Raw genomic sequence first — 23,069 nt, forward strand, 5'->3', positions numbered from 1 at the left:
CGGAGCTGGCGCGCATTGAAGCAGAGCGACTCGCCGAAGAGGCTCGGCTGGCGGAGCTGGCGCGCATCGAAGCGGAGCGGCTGGCCGAAGAGGCTCGGTTGGCCGAAGAGGCTCGCCTTCGGGCCGAGGAGGAAGCCCGCCTTGCTGAAGAGGCCCGGCTCGCGGAGGAGGCACGGCTCCACGCGGAGGAAGAAGCGCGGCTCGCTGAAGAGGCACGTCTTCGGGCGATAGAGGAAGCACGCCTTGCCGAGGAGGCCCGCATCGCGGAAGAGGCCCGTCTCCGCGCGGAGGAAGAGGCCCGCATCGCGGAAGAGGCACGTCTTCGGGCAGAGGAAGAAGCCCGGCTGGCGGAAGAGGCGCGTCTGGCCGAAGAGGTACGCCTTCGCGCAGAGGAGGAAGCGCGCCTGGCGGAAGAGGCGCGTCTGGCCGAAGAGGCTCGGCTGCGTGCGGAGGAAGAGGCTCGGCTCGCGGAAGAGGCTCGCCTTCGTGCCGAAGGGGAAGCACGCCTTGCCGAAGAAGCTCGCCTCGCGGAGGAAGCCCGCCTTCGTGCAGAGGAAGAGGCTCGGCTCGCAGAAGAGGCTCGCCTCGCGGAGGAAGCCCGCCTCGCCGAAGAAGCTCGGCTGCGTGAGGAGGAAGAGGCGCGACTCGCGGAAGAGGCTCGGCTGCGTGCGGAAGAGGAGGCACGGCTCGCCGAAGAGGCCCGCCTTGCCGAGGAAGCCGCTCGAATCGAAGCAGCGCGCCTTGCCGAAGAGGCTCGACAGGCAGAGGAAGCACGCCTCGCCGAGGAAGCCCGGCTGCGGGCAGAGGAAGAAACCCGGCTGGCGGAAGAAGCACGCTTGGCCGAAGAGGCCCGGCTCGCGGAAGAGGCCCGGCTCGCTGAGGAAGCGCGTCTGGCTGAAGAAGCGCGCTTGCGTGCGGAGGAAGAGGCTCGACTCGCCGAAGAGGCCCGGCTCGCGGAAGAGGCACGTCTGGCCGAAGAGGCCCGGCTCGCGGAAGAGGCTCGCCTCGCGGAGCTTGCTCGCATTGAAGCGGAGCGTCTCGCTGAAGAGGCGCGGTTGGCGGAACTGGCGCGCAATGAAGCCGAACGTCTCGCCGAAGAGGCGCGGTTGGCGGAACTGGCGCGCATTGAAGCCGAACGTCTCGCGGAGGAAGCCCGCCTCGCGGAAGAGGCCCGCCTTCGTGCCGAAGAAGAAGCCCGTCTGGCCGAGGAGGCTCGCCTGGCGGAAGAGGCCCGCCTTCGCGCGGAGGAGGAAGCTCGACTGGCTGAGGAAGCCCGGCTTCGGGCTGAGGAAGAGGCCCGGCTCGCTGAGGAAGCGCGTCTGGCGGAAGAAGCTCGCCTGCGTGCGGAGGAGGAGGCCCGGCTCGCGGAAGAGGCTCGCCTCGCCGAAGAAGCCCGACTCCGCGCAGAAGAGGACGCTCGGCTCGCGGAAGAAGCCCGGCTTCGTGCGGAGGAAGAGGCCCGACTCGCCGAAGAGTCTCGTCTGGCCGAAGAGGCACGCCTCGCCGAAGAGGCACGCCTCGCCGAAGAGGCGCGACTTCGTGCGGAGGAAGAGGCGCGGCTGGCCGAGGAGGCGCGTCTCGCCGAAGAGGCGCGGCTTCGTGCCGAAGAGGAGGCCCGGCTCGCGGAAGAGGCGCGGCTGGCCGAGGAGGCGCGTCTCGCCGAAGAGGCGCGGCTTCGTGCCGAAGAGGAGGCCCGGCTCGCGGAAGAGGCGCGTCTGGCCGAAGAGGCGCGTCTGGCCGAAGAGGCGCGTCTGGCCGAAGAGGCGCGACTTCGTGCGGAGGAAGAGGCTCGCCTGGTCGAAGAGGCTCGCCTTCGTGCGGAAGAGGAATCTCGGCTCGCGGAAGAGGCTCGCCTTCGTGCTGAAGAAGAGACGCGCTTGGCCGAAGAGGCACGCCTGGCGGAAGAGGCGCGGCAGGCCGAAGTGGCGCGCGTTCGCGCAGAGGAAGAGGCCCGCCTCGCGGAAGAGGCTCGACTTCGTGCGGAGGAGGAAGCCCGCCTCGCCGAAGAGGCCCGCCTCGCGGAGGAGGAAGCGCGCCTGGCCGAAGAGGCCAGACTCCGTGCAGAGGAAGAGGCTCGACTGGCGGAAGAAGCGCGCTTGGCCGAAGAGGTTCGGCTTCGCGCGATTGAAGAGGCTCGACTCGCTGAGGAAGCGCGTCTGGAGGAAGAAGCGCGCCTGCGTGTGGAGGAAGAGGCTCGCCTCGCCGAAGAGGCCCGGCTCGCGGAGGAGGCTCGCCTTCGTGCTGAAGAAGAGGCTCGGCTTGCAGAGGAAGCTCGGCTCGCGGAGGAGGCTCGCCTTCGTGCGGAGGAAGAGGCTCGCCTGTCCGAGGAGGCTCGCCTCGCGGAAGAAGCCCGCCTTCGCGCGGAGGAGGAGGCACGGCTCGCCGAAGAGGTCCGCCTCGCGGAAGAGGCACGGCTCGCCGAAGAGGTCCGCCTCGCGGAAGAGGCACGTCTGGCCAAAGAGGCGCGTCTGGCCGAAGAGGCACGGCTCGCCGAAGAGGCCCGACTCCGTGCTGAAGAAGAAGCCCGTCTGGCCGAAGAGGCCCGCCTCGCGGAGGAGGCCCGCCTTCGCGCGATCGAGGAAGCCCGACTCGCTGAGGAATCGCGGCTGGCCGAAGAAGCGCGTCTGCGCGCGGAGGAAGAAGCCCGCCTCGCCGAAGAGGCCGCTCGAATCGAAGCCGCTCGGCTCGCCGAAGAAGCTCGCGTTCGCGCCGAAGCCGAAGCCGAAGCACAGCGCCTCGCGGAGGAGGCCCGCCTTCGTGCCGAGGAGGAAGCCCGTCAGGCCGAACTCCACCGCCTCGCCGAAGAGGCCCGCGCCGCCGAAGCCGCCCGCCTCGCAGAAGAGGCCCGCGCCGCCGAAGCCCAGCGCCTGTCCGAACAGGGCAAACCCGCCCACCCGCCCTCACTCCCCCGGCGCACCCGCCCGGCCGCGCCTCCCACGCCGCCCCCGGTCCTCGTCCCCCTCGCCGCCGCGCCCGCGGAGCCCGAACCGCTCACGCTCGGGCCAGAGGACATCATCCTCACCGCGGAGCCTGAACCCTCCGCCCCGTCGAACTCCTGGGCGGACTCCATCCCCGCGTCCCCCCGCGACGCCCTGGAGCTCCCCGCCAGCGACAACACCGCCGCCCTCACCGAGGCCCGCAAGCGCGCCCAGGCCGCCCTGGTCCAGGACATGGCCGAGGCCCTGCGCCGCTCCGCCTCCGTGCCCCTGGACCCCTGGCTCACCGAGGAGCCCTCGCGCTTCCCCGTCGCGCCACCCCCGGAACCCGACCTCCCCCTGCTGGAAGTGGAGCCAGAGAGCTGGGGCGACATCGTCCCCGCCGCCGCGCCCCTCCCCGACACCCGCGCCCCCGCTCCGGCCGCCCCCGTCATCCCCGCCGAGGCGCCTCCCCAGCCGGACCTCTGGGCCGTCCAGCCCCCGAAGTTCCCCGCGTCCTCCACACCGCCCGTGCGCCCCGCCCGCGCCAGCGAGGACGACCTGTGGCGCATCGTCTCCTTCGACGAGTCCAACGACCCCGCCCAGAACCTCACCGCCTCCTTCGAGGCCGCCCTCCAGCAGGTGGACGCCCACCTGGAAGCCCTCATCCGCTCGGATGTCCGCTCGGCGGGCGACGCCAACGAATTCCTCGTCGAGGCCATCGTCGAAGCGACGTTCGAGCCGCTGCCTTCTCCCCGCTCCACCTCGTTCCCCGGTGACAACGCGGGGGCTTCTGGCCAGACTGGGGACGAGCTGTCCGGTGACCTGGACGACTGGGATTTTGACGAGGACGACGTGGCGGCCGAAGACCCCTCCAACCCCGACGAAGCCTCCAAGCTCCGGCGCCAGCGCCTCCTGCGCCGCGCCATGGAGAACATGGGCACGCTCGGCGCCCGCCCCGCTCCCGTTCCCCCTCCGGCCACGCCCGAAGGCGCCGCGCCGCCGTCCGCCGCCGTCGCCGCGCCGCCGGAGCCCCCCAAGCCCGACGAGGGCCGGCTCGCGCAGCAGATTGAGCAGCGCTACGCCGACATCCAGACGAAGAAGGACCACTTCTTCACGCTGGGCGTCCCCCAGGATGCCTCCCGCGACCAGGTGAAGGCCGCCTTCCTGAGCCTCGCCAAGATCTTCCACCCGGACCGGCTGCCCCCGTCGCTGCCCCACCTGGCGCCGAAGATCACCGCCGTCTTCGAGTCCATCCGCGAGGCCTACGAAGTCCTCCACGACGACACCCGCCGCAAGAACTACCAGCAGGCCCAGCAGGGCGCGCAGGCCGCTCCCAAGCCTCCGGCGGCCCCCAGCGCCCGTCCCGGCAGCCCCGCCGCGGCCCGCGCGGACACCAACGCGGACGACCTCTTCCGCATGGGCGAGGTCTTCTTCCGCAAGCGCGACTTCTTCGCCGCCAGCGAGCACTACGAGCGGGCCTACGCCCTGGACCCCAAGCCCCTGTACCTCGCGGCGCGCGCCTGGTCCGTCTACATGGACCCCAGCCGCAAGGCCGACATGCCCCGCGCGAAACAGTGGATGGCGGATGCGGTGCGCACCGACCCGAACTGTGATCGCGCCCACTACCAGATGGGCGTCATCGCTCGCGTGGAAGGGGACATGGACCGCGCGGAGAAGCACTTCCGGGAAGCCGTCCGTGCGAACCCCAAGCACCTGGAGGCGAACCAGGAGCTGCGGCTCATCGACATGCGCAAGAAGAACCCGCCCAAGAAGGGCCTCTTCCGCTGACTCGCCTGTCCCCCGGGGAGGGAGCCGGCTGGTTTTCCGGACAGTCCCGCCCATTGACACACCTGGAAACCGGACCCGATGCTTGCCCCTACGGGACGCCCCCGTCGGATCCGCCGTCCCGCCCGTCTTGAAAGGCATGCCACGTGGCCAAGCAGCACCTGCTCCTCGTCGATGGTGACGCGAAGAGTCTGCGCGTGATGGAGGTCAGCCTGAAGAAGGCCGGCTTCTCCGTCACGACTGCGATCCACGGCAAGGATGCGCTGGAGAAGGTCCAGATCAGCCCGCCGGACCTCGTGCTCGCGGACACCAAGATGCCGGAGATGGACGGCTTCGAGCTCTGCAAGACGCTCAAGTCCGACGAGCGCTTCAAGTTCATCCCCTTCGTCTTCCTGACGAACCAGAAGTCGGTCGAGTTCAAGGTGCGCGGCCTGGAGCTCGGGGGCGACGACTACCTGACGAAGCCCATCTACATCAAAGAGATCGTCACCCGCGTGAAGATGATCCTTCAGAAGGCCGAGAAGGAACGCATCGAGAAGCGCGAGACGACCAAGGGCGGCTTCGCCGGAAGCCTCGCCGACATGGGCGTCGTGGACCTGGTCCAGACCTTCGAAATCGGCCGCAAGACGGGCGTCATCTCCATCCAGGGCGAGCGCACCGGCGTCGTCTACTTCAAGGAAGGCCGCGTCATCGACGCGGAGCTGGGCCGGCTCAAGGGCGAGAACGCCTTCTACCGCCTGCTCAACACGTTCGAAGGCCAGTTCGACGTGCAGTTCACCACGTTGGACCGCACCGAGCGCATCGAGGTCTCCACGCAGGGCCTCCTCATGGAGGGCATGCGCCGGCTGGACGAGTGGGGCCGGATGCTCGAGCAGCTCCCGCCCCTGGAGACGGTCTTCGAGATCGACTACCACCAGCTGGCGGACCGCCTGTCGGAGATCCCCGACGAGGTGAACGGCCTGTTGCGCCTGTTCGACGGCAAGCGCGCGCTGTCGCGCGTGGTGGAGGACTCGGACTTCGAGGACCTGGCCGCGCTGGGCATCATCAGCAAGCTGTACTTCGAAGGGCTGATCCGCGAGCTGGGCAACGCGCCGCTGGAGCCCGTGCAGAGCAGCAAGCCGGGCATCGAGCAGTGGCTGAACGCCGCGCCGCCCATCCCCGTGGACGTCGCGCCCGCGCAGGAGTCCGCGCCCCAGGAAGCGCCGGCCCCCGTGGAACCGCCTCCGGTGGAAGCGGCGCCCGTGGCGGAGGCCCCGGTCTCTGAGCCTGAAGCCGCGCCCGCGCATCCCGAGCCCATGGAGGAGGTCACGCCCGTGGCGGAGATGGCGCCCGTGCCGGTCTCCCCGCAGCCCGCGCAGGTGGTCATCTTCCCGCCGCGCGTTCGTCCCGGTGAGGGCGGTCCACCCCCATTCGGCCAGGACGCCGGGGAGCCCGTGGTTCCGCCGCTGTCGCAGGAGGGCTCGGCGTTCCTCGTGGAGCCTCCGCCTGCGCACCGCGCGGTGGATCATGCGCGGCGCAGCCTGCTGCTCGACTGGAGCCGGGTGGACACGGAGGGCCTGAGCGCCTCCAGCACCTGGGGCCCCGGTTCGCCCTGGTCGTCGTCCGCGTCCCGCGCTCCGGCCGCGCCCAGTCCGTTCGCCGCCCAGCCCGTGCAGACGCCCGTGGAGTCGCAGCCCTCGCGTCCGCCCATCTTCGGTGGCGCGGCCATCGCGCCCAGCCCGCTGGCGCACGTGCCGCCGCCCACGCCGGCCCCGCCGTCGTCCGAGGTGACGCTGGTCAGCGGCACGGAGCCCTTCCACGAAGAGGTGCCGGTGGACGAGTCCGCGCCGCCGCGGCTCGCGCTGCCGCCGTATCCGGGCCACGGCATCGTGCCGCCGCAGGTGGCCCCCGTGGCGCTCAACGTCGAGTTCCCCGAGACGACACCCTTCGACGCGCCGCCGGCCGCCATGGAGCCGGTGGAGACCGCCACGCAGGACGTGCCCGCCTCCGAGGCCTACTTCACGGAGCCCGAGCCCGCCACGCCCGTGCAGCCGTCCGGAGCGAGCGCCCCGGTTCCTGAGACGAACACCGCGGCCCCTGTCGCGCCCCCTCCGGCCGTGACGGCTCCGGGCAGCACCGCGTCCACGAACAGCGCGGCCGCCACGAAGCCCGCCGCCTCCAAGCCCACTCACGACGAGGACGACGCGGCGCTGATCGCCGCGATGAAGCCCAAGCGCACGGGCCTCTACATCGCGGGCGGTCTGCTCCTGGTCGCGGCCGTGGCCGCGGTGGTGCTCTCCAAGGGCTCGGGCAGCGCCGAAACGCCCAAGCCCGACGCGCCCAAGGTGACGCAGCCCACGCAGCCCGAGGATGCGCCCAAGCCGCCGGAGACGACGCCTCCGCCGGCCGTCACGCCGCCGCCCACGAAGACCGTGGACGCGCGGACCGACGCGGGCACGCCCCCGGCGAAGACCGTCACCGCCCCGGAGGACGCGGGCACGCCGGTGAAGACGGCCACCCCCGAGCCCGCCGCTGTCCAGGACGCGGGCGCCGTCGCCGTCACCCCGCCGCCCACGCCCCCGGAGGCCACTCCGCCCGTGGTGCAGGCGAAGGCCACCTACGCGGACTTCATCAAGGACGGCCGCGCGGCGATGGCCCGCAAGGGCTTCAAGTCGGCGATCGGCGCGTACCGCAAGGCGCTTGCGCTCGACAACGACTCCGTCGAGGCGAAGTCGGGCCTGGCCATCTCGTTGGCGAACAGCAGCACCAATGAGGCCGGCTACCGTGAAGCGGCCAGGCTGCTCCAGGACGTCGTCAAGGCGGAGCCCAAGAACGCGAAGGCCTGGTTCTGGCTGGGCAGCTCGCTCCAGTTCTCCGGTGATCAAACCCGAGCAGCCGATGCCTACAAGCGGTATCTGTTCCTCGAACCGACGGGAAGCTCGGCGGACGAGGTGCGTGCCCTGCTCAATGGGATGAAATGAGCAGGGGAGGCGGCCTGTCCGCCTCCTGCCCGCCCTTGTTGTCGGAGTCGTCGTGCTCGTCCTGGGACTTGAAACCTCGTGCGATGAAACCGCCGCCGCCGTCGTGGAGGACGGGCGGCGCGTCCTGTCGGACGTCGTCTCCACGCAGGTGGACATCCACCGCCGCTGGGGCGGCGTCGTGCCGGAGCTGGCCAGCCGCAACCACATCGTCCAGGTGATGCCCGTCGTCCACGAGGCCCTCACCCGCGCGGACAAGACGCTGGACGACATCGACCTCCTCGCCGTCACGTCCGGCCCCGGCCTCATCGGCGCGCTGCTCGTGGGGCTCCAGGTGGCCAAGGGCTTGAGCCTCGCCACCGGCAAGCCCTTCGTGGGCGCCAACCACCTGGAAGGGCACCTGCTCGCCATCCGCCTCCTGGAGGACGCGCCCGAGCCGCCCTTCCTGGGGCTCGTCGTCTCCGGCGGCCACACCAGCCTCTACGAGGTCCGCGACTACGGGAACTACCGCCTCGTCGGCCGCACGCGCGACGACGCCGCGGGCGAGGCCTACGACAAGACGGCGCGCATCCTCGGCCTGCCGTACCCGGGCGGGCAGCCCATCGACGAGCTGGCGCAGAAGGGCGACCCGGAGGCCATCCGCTTCCCGCGCGCGCTGCCGGGCGACAACCTGGACGTGTCCTTCTCCGGCCTGAAGACATCGGTGCTCCACCACGTCCAGAAGCACGGAGTGCCGGAGGGACAGGCGCTCCACGACCTGTGCGCGTCGTTCCAGGAGGCGGTGGCGGACGTGCTGTCGAAGAAGCTCGTCGCCGCGGCGAAGAAGCTGGGCCACCACCAGCTGGTGCTGTGCGGCGGCGTGGCGGCGAACTCGCGGCTGAGGGCGCTGTGCAAGCAGCGCGCGGAGGAGCGGGGCCTGCGTATGTTCCTGCCGCCGGTGCGGCTGTGCACGGACAATGGCGCGATGATCGCCGTCGCGGGGTATGAAGCGTGGCGCCGCGGCTTGCGCGGTGATTTCCGCCTCGCGGCCGACCCCGCCTGGCGCATGGAGTAGGGGCCTGACAGTGGATTCTCCGCGCGACATCCTCAAGCGCCACGGCCTGCGGGCCAAGCACAGCTGGGGACAGAACTTCCTCGGAGACCCGGACGCGCTCCAGTCCATCGCGGACGCGCTCGCGCTGCGCGAGGGCGAACCCGTGGTGGAGCTGGGCCCGGGCCTGGGCCACCTCACGCGCTTCCTCGCCGCCACCGGCGCGCGGGTCACCGCCGTGGAGCGCGACCGCGACATGGTGGCCGTGCTGGAGAAGGAGGCCATCCCTGGCGTCCGAGTGGTGCCCGGCAACGCCGCCACGGTGGACTTCGCCCAGGTGGCCGGCGCGGACGACATCGCGCTCGTGGGCAACCTGCCGTACCACCTCACCAGCCCCATCCTCTTCCAGGTGCTCGCGCAGCGCGCCCGCATCTCGCGCGCCGTCTTCACGCTCCAGAAGGAGGTCGTGGTTCGGCTGGCCGCGGAGCCCGGCAACCGCGACTACGGGCTGCTCACGGTGCTGCTCGGCCTGCACTTCGACGTGGAGCAGGTGCTCACGCTGGAGGCGTGGCGCTTCCATCCGCCCCCGAAGGTGGACTCCGCCGTGCTGCGCCTCACGCGGCTCAAGAAGCCCCGCGCGCCGCTGGTGGACGAGGCCCGCTTCACGCGGCTGGTGAAGGCCGGCTTCGCGCAGCGCCGCAAGACGCTGATCAACTCGCTCAAGTCCGACAAGGGCCTGGCGCCGCCGGAGGTGATGCTCGCCGCGCTCCAGACGGCGGGCATCGACCCGGGCCGCCGCGCGGAGACGCTCTCCCCGGAGGAGTTCGCCGCCATCGAGCGCGCCCTGGGCCCCGTCACCGCCATGGCGCCGCCGCCTCCGGACGCGCCGGAAGCGGACACCTCGGAGGAGTAGGAGACGAGTAGGGGTGCGTCAGCGCTTCTGGCCCAGCGCGGCCAGGAGCCCACCCTGCTGGGAGAGGAACGCGCGGAACTCGTCCTCGTCGATGCGCAGGCGCGCGAGCACGCCGCTGAGGACCTCGTCCACGGAGCCCTCCGGCCGGCGCTTCAGCTCGAAGGCCGTCTTCAGCAGGGCCACGCCATAGAGTGGATCCACCTCCACCGGAGGTGCGGGAGGGGCCGTGGCCGCACGGGCGGCGGGCGCCGCTTCCGTCGTCTCCACCAGGTCCACCACCGTCTTCACCCGCTGCCTGCCGCGCATCTGTGGCCCGTCGCTCCCGCTATTGCGTGTTCGCGGGCACCGTAGGGGATGACCCCGGAGGGCGCAAGGGTCGGGTGACCCGGCGAAAATTGCCGGATGCACGGGGGCATGGTTGTGTTATCCGCCCCCCGCGCGCGCATGTGTCTCATGCGTGGCTTTCCGGGGGCGGAGGCCTCGGGCCGATGGACCACCGCTACATCGTCGTCGAAGGCCCCATCGGCGTGGGCAAGACGAGCCTCACCAACCTCCTCACGGAGCGACTGGGCAGCCGCCGCATTCTTGAGGTGGTGGAGGAGAATCCCTTCCTCTCCAGCTTCTACGCGGACCGGCAGAAGTTCGCGTTCCAGACGCAGGTGTTCTTCCTGCTCTCGCGCTTCCGCCAGCAGCAGGAGCTCTTCCAGCAGGACCTGTTCCGCGCCGTCACCGTGAGCGACTACCTGTTCGCGAAGGACCGCATCTTCGCCAACCTCACGCTGGCTTCGGACGAGCTGGCCCTCTACGACCGCGTCTTCGAGGCGCTGGGGCCCCGCGTCCCGCAGCCCGACCTGGTCATCTACCTCCAGGCCCAGCTGGACGTGCTGCTGCATCGCATCAAGAAGCGCGGCCGTGAGTTCGAGCGCAAGTTCGACGCGGGCTACCTGGAGTCGCTCACGCACGCGTACAACGACTTCTTCGCGCACTACCAGGACACGCCGCTCCTGGTGGTGAACACGTCGGACATCGACTTCGTGCACAACGAGGCGGACCGCGAGGACCTGATGAACGTCATCGCGAGCGTGAAGTCCGGCGTGCAGCACTACACCCCCAGGTCCCGCCGGGGCTGACGGCCGCCGCCCGCCTGGCTGCCTGGCGTGGGTTAAACCCCCACGCGGCTCCGGGGGCGTTAGAGTGCATCCCCGTGGAACCCCGGCCTCCGGCGATCCCCCTGGGGACGGCGAGGGGCCTGAAGCTCCACGCGGCTGTCCCACCCGTCTTGCCACAGGAGGTGAACCGTGAAGGACAAGGTCACCATCCACACGCTGAAGCGCCTGAAGCAGTCCGGTCAGAAGATCTGCATGGTCACCGCGTACGACGCGACGTTCGCGCGCATCCTCGACGAGGGCGGCGCGGACGTGCTCCTGGTCGGTGACTCGCTGGGCATGGTCGTCCAGGGCCAGGAGTCCACGCTGCCCGTCACCATGGACCAGATGGTCTACCACTCGGCGGCGGTGAGCCGCGGCGCCAAGCGGGCGCACGTGGTGGGCGACCTGCCGTTCATGAGCTACCAGGTGTCGCCGCAGGAGGCGGTGCGCAACGCCGGGCGGCTCGTCTCCGAAGGCAACGTGGGCAGCGTGAAGCTGGAGGGCGGCGCCGAGTTCGCCGAAACCGTGCGCGCCATCGTCCGCGCCAGCATCCCCGTCATGGGCCACCTGGGGCTCACCCCGCAGTCGGTGCACAAGATGGGCGGCTACGTGGTGCAGGGCCGCGACGAGGACGCCGCGCGCCGCATGCTGGACGACGCGCTCGCGCTGGAGGCCGCCGGCGCCTATGCGCTGGTGCTGGAGGGCGTGCCGCTGGAGCTGGCGCGCACCATCACCCAGAGCCTGAAGATCCCGACCATCGGCATCGGCGCGGGCAAGCACTGTGATGGCCAGGTGCTGGTCTGCTACGACCTGCTGGGCATGAACCCGGACTTCAAGCCGAAGTTCGTGAAGCGCTTCGCCAACCTGCACGGGAACATCACGGAGGCCGCGAACACGTACTTCTCCGAAGTGCGCGCGGGCACCTTCCCGGATGAAGAGCACAGCTTCAAGGCCACCAAGGGCATCCGGCTGGTGACGCCCACGCCGGTCGTTCCAGACGCGGAAGGCGCTGGCGAGCCCGCGGAGAAGGTCGGCGGCATCTACGGGGCTCCCGTCTAGCCATGGCCCCCCACGTCCTGCGCACCGTTCCGGAAGTGAAGGCCTGGGTCGCGTCCCTCCAGAAGGAGGGCAAGACGCTGGCGCTCGTGCCCACCATGGGCTTCCTGCATGAGGGCCATGTCTCGCTCATGAGGGAGGGCGGCCGGCGCGCGGACGTGGTGGCTGCTTCCATCTTCGTGAACCCCACGCAGTTCGGTCCCCGCGAGGACCTGGCGCGCTACCCGCGCGACTTCGAGGGGGACCTGGCGAAGTGCGCGAGCGCGGGCGTCACGGCCGTGTTCGCGCCCGAGCCCGCGGCGATGTACCCCCCGGGCTACCAGACCTACGTGGACGTCACGGAGGTCAGCCAGGGGCTGTGCGGCGAGCGGCGTCCCGGCCACTTCCGGGGCGTCGCCACCATCGTCACGCAGCTGTTGGCGCTGTTCCGGCCGGCCGTGGCGCTCTTCGGGGAGAAGGACTACCAGCAGCTCCAGGTCATCAAGACGCTCAACCGCGACCTGCACCTGGGCGCGGAAATCGTGGGCATGCCCACGGTGCGGGAAGCGGACGGGCTGGCCATGAGCAGCCGAAACGCCTATCTGTCCGCGGAAGAACGCCAGCGGGCGCTGGCCCTGTCGAAGGGCATCCGGGCAGCCCAGGCCCTGCTCGCCTCCGGCACCCGGGACACTCGGGCGCTGGTGGAGGCCGCCCGCCGTGAATTGCAGGCGGCGGACCTGCGCGAGGACTACGTGGAGGTTCGGGACGCCGGGACGCTTTCACCCCTGGACACGGTGGCGCCCGGACAGACGGCGCGAATGCTGGTGGCGGCCTTCTCGGGCGCCACGCGGCTCATCGACAACATGCCCCTGGCCGGTTAGGAGACTCGGGACACGTTATGGCCGCTGGAAAGTCGAAGGGTGTGGGTGCGGAGCCGGGGGTGAAGCTCATTGCCGAGAATCGGCGTGCGCGCTTCGACTACACGGTGGATGAGAAGATAGAGGCCGGGCTGGAGCTCACGGGGAGCGAGGTGAAGTCGTTGCGTGAAGGAACGGCCAACCTCTCGGACGCCTACGCGCTCCAGAAGGGCACGGAGCTGTTCCTGCTCAACGCCCACATCGGCTCCTACAAGGCGGCCAGCGTCTTCGACCATCTTCCCACCCGGGGCCGGAAGCTGCTGATGCACCGGGCGGAGATAGACCGGTGGACGGCGAAGGTGCGCGAGCGCGGTTACTCCATCATCCCGCTCGTGCTGTACTTCAGGAAGGGGCGGGCCAAGGTGGAGCTGGGCCTGTGCCGCGGCAAGACGCACGAAGACCGCCGACACGACATCAAGGAACGGGAGACGAAGCGGGAGATGGACCGGGAAGTGCGCCGTCGTTGAGGGCGCTCCCGCAATTCCCCTGCCGGACACGCTGGAATGGACAAGAAGGTTTCCGACAAGAAGGAGCGGCTGCTGGCCGCGCTCGACCAGGGCATGGTGATGATCCACCTGGACGCGCGCCGCCCCGGTGTGCTCGTCCCCGCCAGCCTCCGAGGCGAAGCGCACCTGCGCCTCAACCTCTCCTACCGTTTCGAGCCCCCCGACCTCACGGTGGGCGAGTGGGGCGTGCGCACCACGCTGAGCTTCTCTGGCTCGCGCTTCACGGTGGCGGTGCCCTGGTCGGCGCTGTTCGCCATCGCCAGCCACGTGACGAAGGAGTTCTGGATGTACCCGGAGGAGATGCCGCCGGAGCTGCTCCAGCAGCCCCCCGTGGCGTCGACCTCCGTCGCGCGTCCGCCGCAGCCCGCGCCGGTGCCCGTGGCCGCGGAGAGGCCCCGTGCCTTCCTGCGCGAGGTGCAGGCCGAGCACTCCGACGAGCCGGAGTCGCGTCCGGAGGTGGCGCCGCCGCCGCCCGAGGGAGGCCCCCCGGACGAGCCGCAGCCGCCGCGCCGTGGCCATTTGCGGTTGGTGAAGTAGGACGGGCGTAAGGCGGCGCGTCAGCGCTTGAGTTCCGCCTGCACGTCCGACTTCTTGCCGCCCATGAACGACCCCGTCCAGACGCGGTAGCCCTTGAGCTTGAGCTGCACGGGGACGGAGCGGGCGGGGTAGACGTTGTCCATCACCAGCGGCGTCACGCCCACCTGCACGCCGTCCACCAGGACGGTGGCGCCGGAGGGCTCGCTGCGGATGGACAGGACCGCCGCCGGGAGTCCGAGCGCGCGCAGCACCTGGGTCTCGACGAGGGGCCACGCGAACAGCGCCCCCCCCGCGAGCACCGCCGCGATGCCGAGCAGCGCCACCGCCGGTCCCCATCGCCTGCGGGGGCGGGAAGGCGTCACGGGGTCGAACTCCAAAGGCGAGCTCTCCGCCCGGGGCGCGCGTTCCTCCAACTCAAGGTCACCCTGCGACGCCTGACGGATGCTGGGCCGGTTCATCCGCGCCGCATCGTCCACGTCCGAGAGGGACTGAGTGGCCAGCGCGGGCGCATCCGCCGGGGCGGCGGGGGAGGGCGCCTGCGTCCGGGCTCGCGAGTCAGGGGCCGCCGCATTCGCCCGCGGTCGAGAAGCAGGTGCCCCAGCAGGCCCACTTGCCGGAGCCCGAGCGGATGCGGAGGCCACAGACGCGGGCCCATCTGCCGGAGCCCGAGCGGGCGAGGACGTCGCCATGGCGGGCGCGTTCGCCTGAAGCCGCGAAGCGGCGGGCCCTGCGCCTCGGGGGGCCATGGGCTCGGCGCCGGGCCGCGCGGGGGCAGCAGGGGCGCGTCCCTGCGCTGACGCGTCGGGGGACATCGCAGGAGCCGCGCTCGCATCGCTCCGACTCGTGGAGGGTCCGCGCGTGCAGGACTCACAGGGCGAGTCCGGGGACTCCAGCGCCGTGCCGCACAGGGCACAGGTGTGGACCACGGCGCCGGACGCGGACAACGAGACGCCTCCGGCCGGTGGGCTCCACGGCTCCTCTTCCTCCGCCGCGACGGGAACGGACGCCGGAGGCGCCTTCCACGCTGGCGAAGCCGCGGCGCCACCGCCATAGGCCATCGTGGCCCCTCGGGCGCCAGACGCGGACGGGATGCGCCCCGTGTCCATGCCCTCGTGCGGCGCGACGGACATCACGAACGACGCCGACGTCGAAGCCGGGGCCTCCGCGAGCGCGGTCCGGGCCACCTCTCCCACGGACAGGGGCAGCCGGACGCCGCGCAGGAAGGTCGCCAGCGCATGCGACGACGCGGGCTCCCCCGTCTGCGCGAGCCACCGCGCCAACGCCTCCGACACGTCCTCCGGCTCCGGGAAGCGGGCCGCCGGGTCGCGCGACAGCATGCGCAGCACCAGCGTGGCCAGCGACGCAGGCACGTCCGGCAGTGACGAGGGCGCGCGGTTGAGGATGGAGTACGCCACCGCCATCGGCTCCGCCGCCGCCGACCCGAACGGGTGCTGCCCCGCGAGCAGCTCCGCCAGGATGGTGCCCAGCGAGAACTGGTCGCTCAGCGCCGTGGCCGGCTCGCCCCGGAGCACCTCCGGCGCCGCGTAGGGCACCTTGCCCTTGAACGCCCCGGGCTCCGTGCGCGACAGACCCGCCAGCCGCGCGATGCCGAAGTCCGTGACCTTCACCTCGCCTTCGCGCGACACCAGCAGGTTGGACGGGGACACGTCCCGGTGCGCCGTCACCACCGGCTGGCCGTCGTGCTGGCGGCGGTACGCGTGCTGCAATCCCGCCTGGGCCTGGCTCGCGATGAACACCGCCAGGTGCGGAGGAATCCGCAGCCCCTGGCGCGTCACCGCTCGTATCAACGCGCCCAGGTCCCAGCCGTCCACCAGCTCCATCACCAGGAAGAGCCCTTCCGCGCTCTCCCCCACGTCGTGCACGGTGACGATGTTCTGGTGCTGCAGCAGCATGGCCAGCCGCGCCTCGGAGACGAACATCCGGGAGATGTCCGGCTCGCGCGCCAGGTGCGGCAGCACGCGCTTGATGGCCACGGTGCGCTCGAAGCCCTCCGCGCCCTTCGCCACTCCCAGGAACAGCTCCGCCATGCCTCCCGTGGCCAGCGGTTGCAGCAGCCGATAGCGCGACGTCACGGGGACCTCCGGAAAGACGCGGTGGGGTGCTTCACCCCTGCGACTGGGTGATGTCGCGCAGGTGCTTCCACGGGTAGATGCCCGTGGTGTGCTGGTCGCTGAAGACGAACGCGAGCGCGTAGTTGCCCACCGGCTGCATCTGCAGCACGCGCAGGTTCGCGGGCACCTGCGAGGGGTCCAGCGTGCGCTTCGCCGTCCACTCGTCCACGCACGCGGCGCACGGGCACTGCTGGCGCAGCACCTGCGCGGTGGCGGTCGTCGTCACGCCGTCGTCCCACGTCAGCGTCAGCGACTCGCCGTCCGCGGACAGCTTCGCATCCGTCGCGCTGACGGGCTTGGGCGCGGGCTTGATGCGATCCCAGAAATTGCTCACCGGTCCACCTTCCAATGCTTGAGCAGCAGCCCCTCCCTACCATCCTTCCGGCGGAGTGGGGGGCCTGCCGCGAAAGCGAAAGGACCCGGGGAACGGGGCTTCAGGAAGCCAGCTTGACGGGCTGCCGGTGGCCTTCCAGCCGCACGCCCCGCTGGGCCAGCACCGCGCGCAGCGCCAGCACCACCTTGGGGTCCAGCTGCGCGCCGCTCAGGTTGTCCAGGATCTCCATCGCCTTCTCCAGCGGCATGGCCTTCTGGTAGGGGCGCGTGGAGGTGCACGCATCGAAGGTGTCCGCGCACGCCACGATGCGCGCGAGCATCGGAATGGCCTCGCCCTTGAGCTTGTCCGGATAGCCCGTGCCGTCCCAGCGCTCGTGGTGGTGGCGCACGCACGCGCGCACCGAGCCCAGGAACGTCACCGGCCCGATGATGGCGTCACCGATGGCGGGGTGCTCGCGCATCAGGGACATCTCCTGGTCGGTGAGCCGGGACTGCTTGCAGAGGATGTTCTCCGGGATGCCAATCTTCCCGATGTCGTGGAGGATGCCGCCGTACTGCAGCTGCCTCAGCTCGCGCTCGGTGAGCTTCAGCTCCTTGCCAATCTCCACCGCCACGTCGCCCACCCGCTGGCTGTGGCCGCGCGTGTACGCGTCCTTGGAGTCGATGGAGTTGGCCAGCGCGACGATGGTCTCCAGGTAGCCCTTCTCCAGGCTCTCGTAGAGGCCGCGCGTCTCCATGTCGTACGCCATGAGCTGCTTGCTCATGTAGTTGAACGTCTGGGCCAATTCCCCCAGCTCGTTCTTCTGCTTCAGGTGCACCTCCACGCCGAACTTGCCGCGCGCCAGCTCCAGCGACGTCGCGATGAAGGTCTTCAGGGGCTGCGTGAGGTTGCGGGAGAAGATGGCCGCCAGCACCAGCGCCACCAGGATGGCGCCACCCAGGCCCAGGAGGATGCGCCGCTCCATGGTCTCCACCTGGCGGTACGCATGTTCCACCGGCTGCTCGGACACGATGGCCCAGCCCGCCTCCGGCAGCACCGAGTACGCGGACACCACCGCGTCGCGCCCCTCGCCAAAGTTGCCCACGTGGAACAGCTCCGTGTCGGGCGTGCCCTCGCGCTGCTTGAGCAGGTGCGCCAGCGGCAGCCGCTTCGACACGTCGTCACCCACCGCGCCCAGGTCGCCGCCGCCCGTAATCAGGCGGCCGTGCCGGTCCGCCAGGTACGCGAACCCCGTGCTGCCCACGCGCTCCTGGGCCAGCATTTGCCTCAAGCCCGCGAGCGTGATGTCCGCGGCCATGTAGCCCTGCACCGGATCTCCCACGGGGAAGGCCAGCGTCACCACTGGCCCGCCGCCGCCTCCGCCGTGGGACGCCACCACGTCCGAGTAGCGAACCCCGGTGAGCCCCTCGTCCAGCAGGGCCCGCGCGCGGTCCTCGTGCTCCGCCACCCCGCTGGGCGACATGTCGTGCACCGCGAAGGCCTGCAGGCCCGGCAGCCGCTGCCGGTCCGCGCCGAACACGGTGAGCGCCAGCAACTCCGGGCGCTGGTTGAGCACCGCCGCGATGTGCAGCCGCTGTGTGTCGCCCGGCAGCGTGAAGAAGCCGCCCGGCACGCTGGACAGCCCCACCACGCGCTCCGTGGGGTCCTCCAGGAAGCTCTCCGCCTTGAGCCGCAGCTGCTTCACGCGCTCCTGCGCCAGCTCCTGCGCGTCGCGGATGAGCAGCTCGCGCGTATGGGACACCGACAACCAGCCCACCATCAACGTGGGGATGATGCTGACCACCAGCATCAGGAGGAGGATGGCTTTGAAAAGTCGCACGGCGGTGGCTCCTCGCTCGGGTCAGGCGGCTACTTCTGCCACCCGTCCTTCACCTTGACGTTGAGTTCGAGCGATTCCGCGGCCAGCTCGAAGCGCCGTGTCTGGGAGGGCAGGGACCGCCCCTGCTCCGGACTCACCGCCGTCACCGTCCAGCGATAACGGCCCGCGGGCAGCGCCGGCAACGTCCATTGCCGCGCGGCCTGCACCGTGCGCACCGGCGCCGGCGCCGCTCCCCCCTCCACGCCTTCCGCGACGACCTCCACCTCGTAGCGCGTGGCGCCCGCGACGGAAGTCCACGCCAGCGTCACCGGCCCCAGGAGTCCGGCGGGCGTGGCCTTCAGCGCGAAGCGGGCCTTGTCCGCGGGCTGCGCCAGCTGCGGCGCGCCGGGCGGCTCCGGCAGCACGGTGCCCTGTTGCACCCGCACGGACTCGCCCTTCGCCAGCACGCGGGTGGCGTGCTGCGCCTCCACGGTGACGGGAGGCCCCTGCCGGTGGGTGACGGTGGTGGTGCCGCCGTCGTGGTCCACCTCCACCGTGAAGTTGGACGGCTGGGGCGGGTTGAGCAGCGCCCAGGCCTCGTCCGCCTTGTGCAGCGCGTCCGCGTACCGAGCGGCCTGGAAGTGCGCCTCCGCGTCCTTCAGGCGGGACTCGGCCTCACGGCGGCGCGCATCGTTCGGCGCGGCCTTCACCGCCGCGCGCGACATCTCCATCGCCTTGAGCACCGTCTGCGGCTCCGTAACGGGTGCCTTGCGAGGGGCCGCCGGGGCGCCGCCTCCGGGAAGGGCCGTGCCGTCCGGAGGCTCTCGCCCCACGGCGGTCGGTGCGGTTGACGGCACCACGGACAGCCCCATCCACGCGCTGAGCCAGAGGGCGGCCTTCATTGGAATTCAATCTTCCTGCCCGCACGAACCGTGGCGGATGGGGTGGTGACGGACAGCGACTGGGTGGCCGGCTTCTCCAGGGTGGCGTCCACCCGTCCCCGCAGGACGGTGACGTCCGTTCGCAACTTGCTCTCCGCGATGCCCACCAGGGAATCGCCCCCCAGGTGCAGCGTGCTGCCATTGGCGAACACCACCTGGGCGCTGGCCCCGGCCTCGGTGCGGACCTTGTCGTTTTCGTAGAGGGGCAGCTCGTCGCGCGCGGGGCTCCATTCGTCCGCCACCGCGCGTTTGATCTGCACGTCCCCCGTCAGCCCCCGCAGATGCGCGCGGGGAACAGGCGGAGGCAGGGGCGCCTCGGTGGGCCCACGAGGCTTCTCATCGGCGGTACAGCCGGGAGGAAGGGCCATGAGTGCGACCGCGAAAAGCAGGGGAGGCCAGCGTCGTCCATTCACCAGAGGGGTCTTCCTGAAAACCACTCTACCCGGAAACGCCGCGCCGGAGGGGCCTCCCACCCCCCTCCCGTTCACTCTCGCCCGCCTAGTCCAGTCGCCTGTGCGCCAGGCACGGCAAATTCCGCCGGATGCGTGCCTGGAGCTCCGGATCCACCGGCGCCAGCGCCAGTCCCTCGCCCTCGGAGGCCCGCGCCGTCACCAGCCCCCACGGGTCCACCACCATGGCGTGGCCGTACGTCAGCCGCTGCGCGGAGTGCCGCCCGCCCTGGGCCGGTGCCAGCACGTACGCCTGGTTTTCAATGGCCCGGGCGCGCAGCAGCACCTCCCAGTGGTCCTTGCCCGTCATCATCGTGAAGGCCGCCGGCACCGCGAGCAGCGTCGCCCCGTCCTTCGACAGCCGCCGGTACAGCTCCGGGAAGCGCAGGTCGTAACAGACGCTCATGCCCAGCCGGCCCACCACCGTGTCCGCCGCCACCACCTCCGTCCCCGGCGCCACCGCTGCGGACTCCTGGTAGGTGGCACCGTCTCCCACATCCACGTCGAACAGGTGCATCTTCCGGTAGACGGCCAGCCGGGCGCCGTCCGGGCCGAACAGGACGCTGGTGTTGTAGAGCCGGCCGCCGGGCGCTCCCTCCTCCAGGATGGAGCCGGCCAGCAGCGTCGTCTTCGTCCCCCGGGCCAGCTCCGCCATCCGGCTCAGGGTGGGGCCGTCCAGGCCTTCCGCGGCGGAGGGGCGCTCGGGCTCCGGGCCCATCCAGGAGAAGTTCTCCGGCAGACCCACCAGGTGGGCACCCAGGGAGGCAGCCTGGCGTACGAGTCGCGTGGCCACATCCAGGTTGTGGGCCTTGTCCGCGGTGGACACCATCTGTGCGGCGGCGATGAGGTGCATGGGGGCGTTATAACGCCACGGCGTCACTCGGAACCCCTGGGAATCCTTCAATCCCGGGGGGCGTTTGAGCCGGCGCCTCGGGGTGTGTCCTTCCTTTACACCCCGAGGGGGCGTGTGTTACGGGACGCCCCGACATTTTTCGACGCATCACATTCGAAAAGTGGGCCGCCGTGCCCGCTTTTCGCGTTTTTGGAGACCTGTTTCCTGGCCATGGAGTCGAAGAACATCAAACAGACGGTGGAGGAGAAGGCAGCGGCGCTGCTGGACCCCATCGTGGCGAACGAAGGCCTGGAGCTCCTGGACGTGGAGTACGTCCGCGAGCGCGAGGGCTGGGTGTTGCGGCTGTTCATCGACAAGCCCGGTGGCCGGGTGGGACTGGACGAGTGCTCCCAGGTGTCGCGCGCGGTGGATCCGGTGCTCGACGTGGAGGACTTCATCCCCCAGGAATACAGCCTGGAGGTGTCCAGCCCGGGTGTGAACCGGCCCTTGAAGAAGCCGGCGCACTTCGAACGGGTGAAGGGGCAGAAGGTCAAGGTGAAGACCTTTGGCCCGCTGGGTGACCCGCCGCGGAAGAACTTCAGCGGCACGCTCATCGGAGTGGCGGCCGACGCCATCTCCGTGGACGTGGAAGGGGGCGGTGCCTTCATCATCCCCTTCAAGGACATCGCCAAGGCCCATCTGGAGTTCGAGTTCTAGACGTCGACATACAGGGGACCCTGTTCGCGCCAGGGCCGCCCGTGGACCCATTTTCGGAGAAGACATAGCCATGCCCACGCCCGCCAACCCGGCAGTCAATCTCAACCTCGTCCTGGATCAGGTCGCCAAGGACAAGGGCATCGAACGGGCCGTGCTCATTGCCACCCTCGAGGACGCGATGAACACCGCGGCCAAGAAGCACTTTGGCCAGGACCGCAACCTGGAGGCCAAGTACGACCCGGAGAAGGGCGTCGTGGAGCTCTTCCAGGCCATCACCGTGGTCGCGGAAATCACCGACCCCGTCCAGGCGGTGAACCAGATCACCATGGAAGAGGCCCACAAGAAGGGCATGGAAGTGGAGCCCGGCGACGAGCTCGTCTTCCAGATCTTCTACCGTGACGAGGACGCCGCCGAGGCCAAGGCCCAGGACGACCAGTACGGTGACATCCTCCGCCTGAAGACCTTCCGCCGCGGCTTCGGCCGCATCGCCGCGCAGACGGCCAAGCAGGTCATCCTGCAGCGCACCCGCGACGCCGAGCGCGAGAACGTCTTCAACGAGTACAAGGACCGCAAGAACGAGATCGTCACCGGCATCGCCCGCCGGTTCGAGCGCGGCAACATCGTGGTGGACCTGGGCCGCGCGGAGGCCGTGCTGCCTGTCCGCGAGCAGGTCCCGCGTGAGACCTACCGCCCGGGCGACCGCGTCCAGGCGTACGTGCTGGACGTGCTCCGCGAGTCCAAGGGCCCCCAGATCGTCCTGTCGCGCGCGTCCGTGAACCTGCTCACCAAGCTCTTCGAGATGGAGGTGCCGGAAATCGCCGAAGGCATCGTCGTCATCGAGGCGGCGGCCCGCGAGCCCGGTGGCCGCGCGAAGATCGCCGTGTCCAGCCGCGACTCGGACGTGGACCCCGTGGGCGCGTGCGTGGGCATGAAGGGCAGCCGCGTGCAGGCGGTGGTGCAGGAGCTGCGCGGGGAGAAGATCGACATCGTCCCTTACGATGAAGACCCGGCCCGCTTCGTGTGCTCCGCGCTGGCCCCGGCGGAGGTCAGCCGCGTCATCATCGACGAGGCCAACCACGCCATGGAGCTCATCGTCCCGGACGACCAGCTGTCGCTGGCCATCGGCCGGCGCGGGCAGAACGTGCGCCTGGCCGCCCAGCTGACCGGCTGGAAGCTGGACATCAACAGCGAGAGCCGCGTGCGGGAGATGCGCGAGTTCGCCAGCCGCTCGCTCGGTGCCCTGCCGGGCGTCAACGAGATGCTGGTGGAGACGCTCTACGCGCACGGCTTCCGTCAGGCGCGCGACGTCGCGGATGCCAATGCGGAGATGCTGGCGCAGATTCCCGGCATCGACCCCACCCGCATCGCCGCCATGCAGGAGGAGGCCAAGAAGCGCATGGTGGAGGACCAGCAGGAGCTGTCGCGCATGGACTACGAGCGCGAGCAGGCCCGCCTGGCCGAGGCCCGCCGCCACCCGGACGAGCTGTCGCAGCCGGAGCGTATGGCGCGCGTGCGCGGCGTTGGTGAGAAGACCATCGAGCAGCTCATCCTCGCCGGCTACCGCACGGTGGAGGACATCGCGAACGAGAAGGATCTCACCCGCCTGGGCGACGTGCCGGGCGTCGGCATCAAGAAGGCCCGCCAGCTGAAGAGCGCGGCGGAGAATTACCTGGTGGAGGAAGCCAAGCTGCGCGCGGAGCTGAACGCGGAGCGGGGTGCGCTGGCATCGGCAGGCGGGTCGGAGGGCGTGGAAGCGGCCAAGGCACCGTAACGACAGGGGGTTAGGCGGATGCGCCGCGAAACCAAACGGCCCGGGACACATCCCACGGAAATCACGGCGTCAGGTCCGGTCAGGACCTGCGTCGGGTGCGGTTCTCGCAAGGCACAGGCGGAACTCACCCGGTTCGTGGTAGGTCCCCAGGGCGGCGTGGTGGCGGACAGGCGGCGGAGGCTGCCAGGGCGGGGGGCGTACCTGTGCGGTGCCGGTTGTCTGACGGCAGCGCTCAAGCGTAAGGCGCTGGGCAGGGCCTTCCGGGGCAAGGCGGGGCAGCTCGACCCGTCAGCACTCGGACAGGCTTGGGAGTGAGGGCGGGTGGGTGGAGAGGTTGCGGGGAGAGGTG

At 70.6% G+C, this 23,069-nt stretch carries 19 protein-coding genes; 12 read left to right on the plus strand and 7 right to left on the minus strand.

The features are described from left to right. From D7X30_RS43900 to rsmA, 4 genes are all read left to right on the plus strand, one after another. The coding region (locus D7X30_RS43900; protein WP_370052092.1) for a DnaJ domain-containing protein at nt 1-4,706 on the plus strand (4,706 nt) is incomplete at its 5' end. Between the two features lie 143 nt (nt 4,707-4,849). Further along, entirely contained in the window at nt 4,850-7,663 is a 2,814-nt protein-coding gene (locus D7X30_RS39710; protein ID WP_120568189.1) for a response regulator, read from the plus strand. A gap of 52 nt (nt 7,664-7,715) precedes the next feature. After that, the gene (gene tsaD, locus D7X30_RS39715; protein ID WP_120568190.1) at nt 7,716-8,714 is read left to right on the plus strand and encodes a tRNA (adenosine(37)-N6)-threonylcarbamoyltransferase complex transferase subunit TsaD; all 999 of its coding nucleotides are present in this window, start codon (nt 7,716-7,718) and stop codon (nt 8,712-8,714) included. A gap of 10 nt (nt 8,715-8,724) precedes the next feature. Then, entirely contained in the window at nt 8,725-9,603 is an 879-nt protein-coding gene (rsmA, locus tag D7X30_RS39720; protein ID WP_120568191.1) for a 16S rRNA (adenine(1518)-N(6)/adenine(1519)-N(6))-dimethyltransferase RsmA, read from the plus strand. Between the two features lie 18 nt (nt 9,604-9,621). Here the strand turns inward: rsmA and D7X30_RS39725 are convergent, their stop codons facing one another. Then, entirely contained in the window at nt 9,622-9,909 is a 288-nt protein-coding gene (locus D7X30_RS39725; RefSeq protein ID WP_120568192.1) for a hypothetical protein, read from the minus strand. A 182-nt stretch (nt 9,910-10,091) separates the two neighbouring features. Between D7X30_RS39725 and D7X30_RS39730 the strand changes: the two genes are divergently transcribed. The 5 genes from D7X30_RS39730 to D7X30_RS39750 all read left to right on the plus strand — a co-directional run bounded on the left by D7X30_RS39730 (nt 10,092) and on the right by D7X30_RS39750 (nt 13,746). Continuing rightward, nucleotides 10,092-10,733: a deoxynucleoside kinase gene (locus D7X30_RS39730; RefSeq protein ID WP_120568193.1), complete on the plus strand. Its 642-nt coding sequence runs from the start codon at nt 10,092-10,094 to the stop codon at nt 10,731-10,733. Between the two features lie 168 nt (nt 10,734-10,901). After that, nucleotides 10,902-11,810, plus strand: coding sequence for a 3-methyl-2-oxobutanoate hydroxymethyltransferase (gene panB / locus D7X30_RS39735; RefSeq protein WP_120568194.1), 909 nt, complete (start codon nt 10,902-10,904; stop codon nt 11,808-11,810). A gap of 2 nt (nt 11,811-11,812) precedes the next feature. Beyond that, nucleotides 11,813-12,667, plus strand: coding sequence for a pantoate--beta-alanine ligase (gene panC, locus D7X30_RS39740; RefSeq protein WP_120568195.1), 855 nt, complete (start codon nt 11,813-11,815; stop codon nt 12,665-12,667). Nucleotides 12,668-12,684: 17 nt separating this feature from the next. Next, the gene (gene smpB / locus D7X30_RS39745) at nt 12,685-13,170 is read left to right on the plus strand and encodes an SsrA-binding protein SmpB (protein ID WP_014398822.1); all 486 of its coding nucleotides are present in this window, start codon (nt 12,685-12,687) and stop codon (nt 13,168-13,170) included. A gap of 36 nt (nt 13,171-13,206) precedes the next feature. Then, a complete protein-coding gene (locus D7X30_RS39750; protein WP_120568196.1) occupies nt 13,207-13,746 on the plus strand; it encodes a ClpXP protease specificity-enhancing factor SspB in 540 nt (179 codons plus the stop codon). 20 nt (nt 13,747-13,766) lie between these two features. Here D7X30_RS39750 and D7X30_RS39755 read toward each other — a convergent pair whose 3' ends face one another. The 6 genes from D7X30_RS39755 to D7X30_RS39780 form a co-directional block, all read right to left on the minus strand. After that, the gene (locus tag D7X30_RS39755) at nt 13,767-15,839 is read right to left on the minus strand and encodes a protein kinase (RefSeq protein ID WP_120568197.1); all 2,073 of its coding nucleotides are present in this window, start codon (nt 15,837-15,839) and stop codon (nt 13,767-13,769) included. 31 nt (nt 15,840-15,870) lie between these two features. Next, nucleotides 15,871-16,212, minus strand: coding sequence for a DUF971 domain-containing protein (locus D7X30_RS39760; protein WP_120568198.1), 342 nt, complete (start codon nt 16,210-16,212; stop codon nt 15,871-15,873). Nucleotides 16,213-16,312: 100 nt separating this feature from the next. Further along, nucleotides 16,313-18,031, minus strand: coding sequence for an HD domain-containing phosphohydrolase (locus tag D7X30_RS39765; RefSeq protein WP_120568199.1), 1,719 nt, complete (start codon nt 18,029-18,031; stop codon nt 16,313-16,315). A 29-nt stretch (nt 18,032-18,060) separates the two neighbouring features. After that, entirely contained in the window at nt 18,061-18,912 is an 852-nt protein-coding gene (locus tag D7X30_RS41800) for a peptidoglycan-binding protein LysM (protein WP_147443428.1), read from the minus strand. Then, nucleotides 18,909-19,319: a FecR family protein gene (locus D7X30_RS39775; RefSeq protein WP_169821806.1), complete on the minus strand. Its 411-nt coding sequence runs from the start codon at nt 19,317-19,319 to the stop codon at nt 18,909-18,911. The genes D7X30_RS41800 and D7X30_RS39775 overlap by 4 nt, the downstream gene beginning before the upstream one ends. Nucleotides 19,320-19,449: 130 nt before the next feature. Continuing rightward, a complete protein-coding gene (locus D7X30_RS39780; protein ID WP_120568202.1) occupies nt 19,450-20,253 on the minus strand; it encodes a carbon-nitrogen hydrolase family protein in 804 nt (267 codons plus the stop codon). Between the two features lie 210 nt (nt 20,254-20,463). Between D7X30_RS39780 and rimP the strand changes: the two genes are divergently transcribed. From rimP to D7X30_RS39795, 3 genes are all read left to right on the plus strand, one after another. Next, nucleotides 20,464-20,949, plus strand: a complete 486-nt coding sequence (gene rimP / locus D7X30_RS39785) for a ribosome maturation factor RimP (protein WP_120568203.1) — start codon at nt 20,464-20,466, stop codon at nt 20,947-20,949. 70 nt (nt 20,950-21,019) lie between these two features. Beyond that, on the plus strand, nt 21,020-22,720 hold the full coding sequence (gene nusA / locus D7X30_RS39790) for a transcription termination factor NusA (RefSeq protein ID WP_120568204.1): 1,701 nt from the start codon (nt 21,020-21,022) through the stop codon (nt 22,718-22,720). Nucleotides 22,721-22,738: 18 nt separating this feature from the next. Then, nucleotides 22,739-23,035 (plus strand): YlxR family RNase P modulator, encoded by a 297-nt coding sequence (locus D7X30_RS39795; protein ID WP_120568205.1) that lies wholly within the window; start codon nt 22,739-22,741, stop codon nt 23,033-23,035. The last annotated feature ends 34 nt before the right edge of the window (nt 23,036-23,069 follow it).

It is taken from the genome of Corallococcus sp. AB011P (assembly GCF_003611605.1).
Classification (GTDB): Bacteria; Myxococcota; Myxococcia; order Myxococcales; family Myxococcaceae; genus Corallococcus; species Corallococcus coralloides.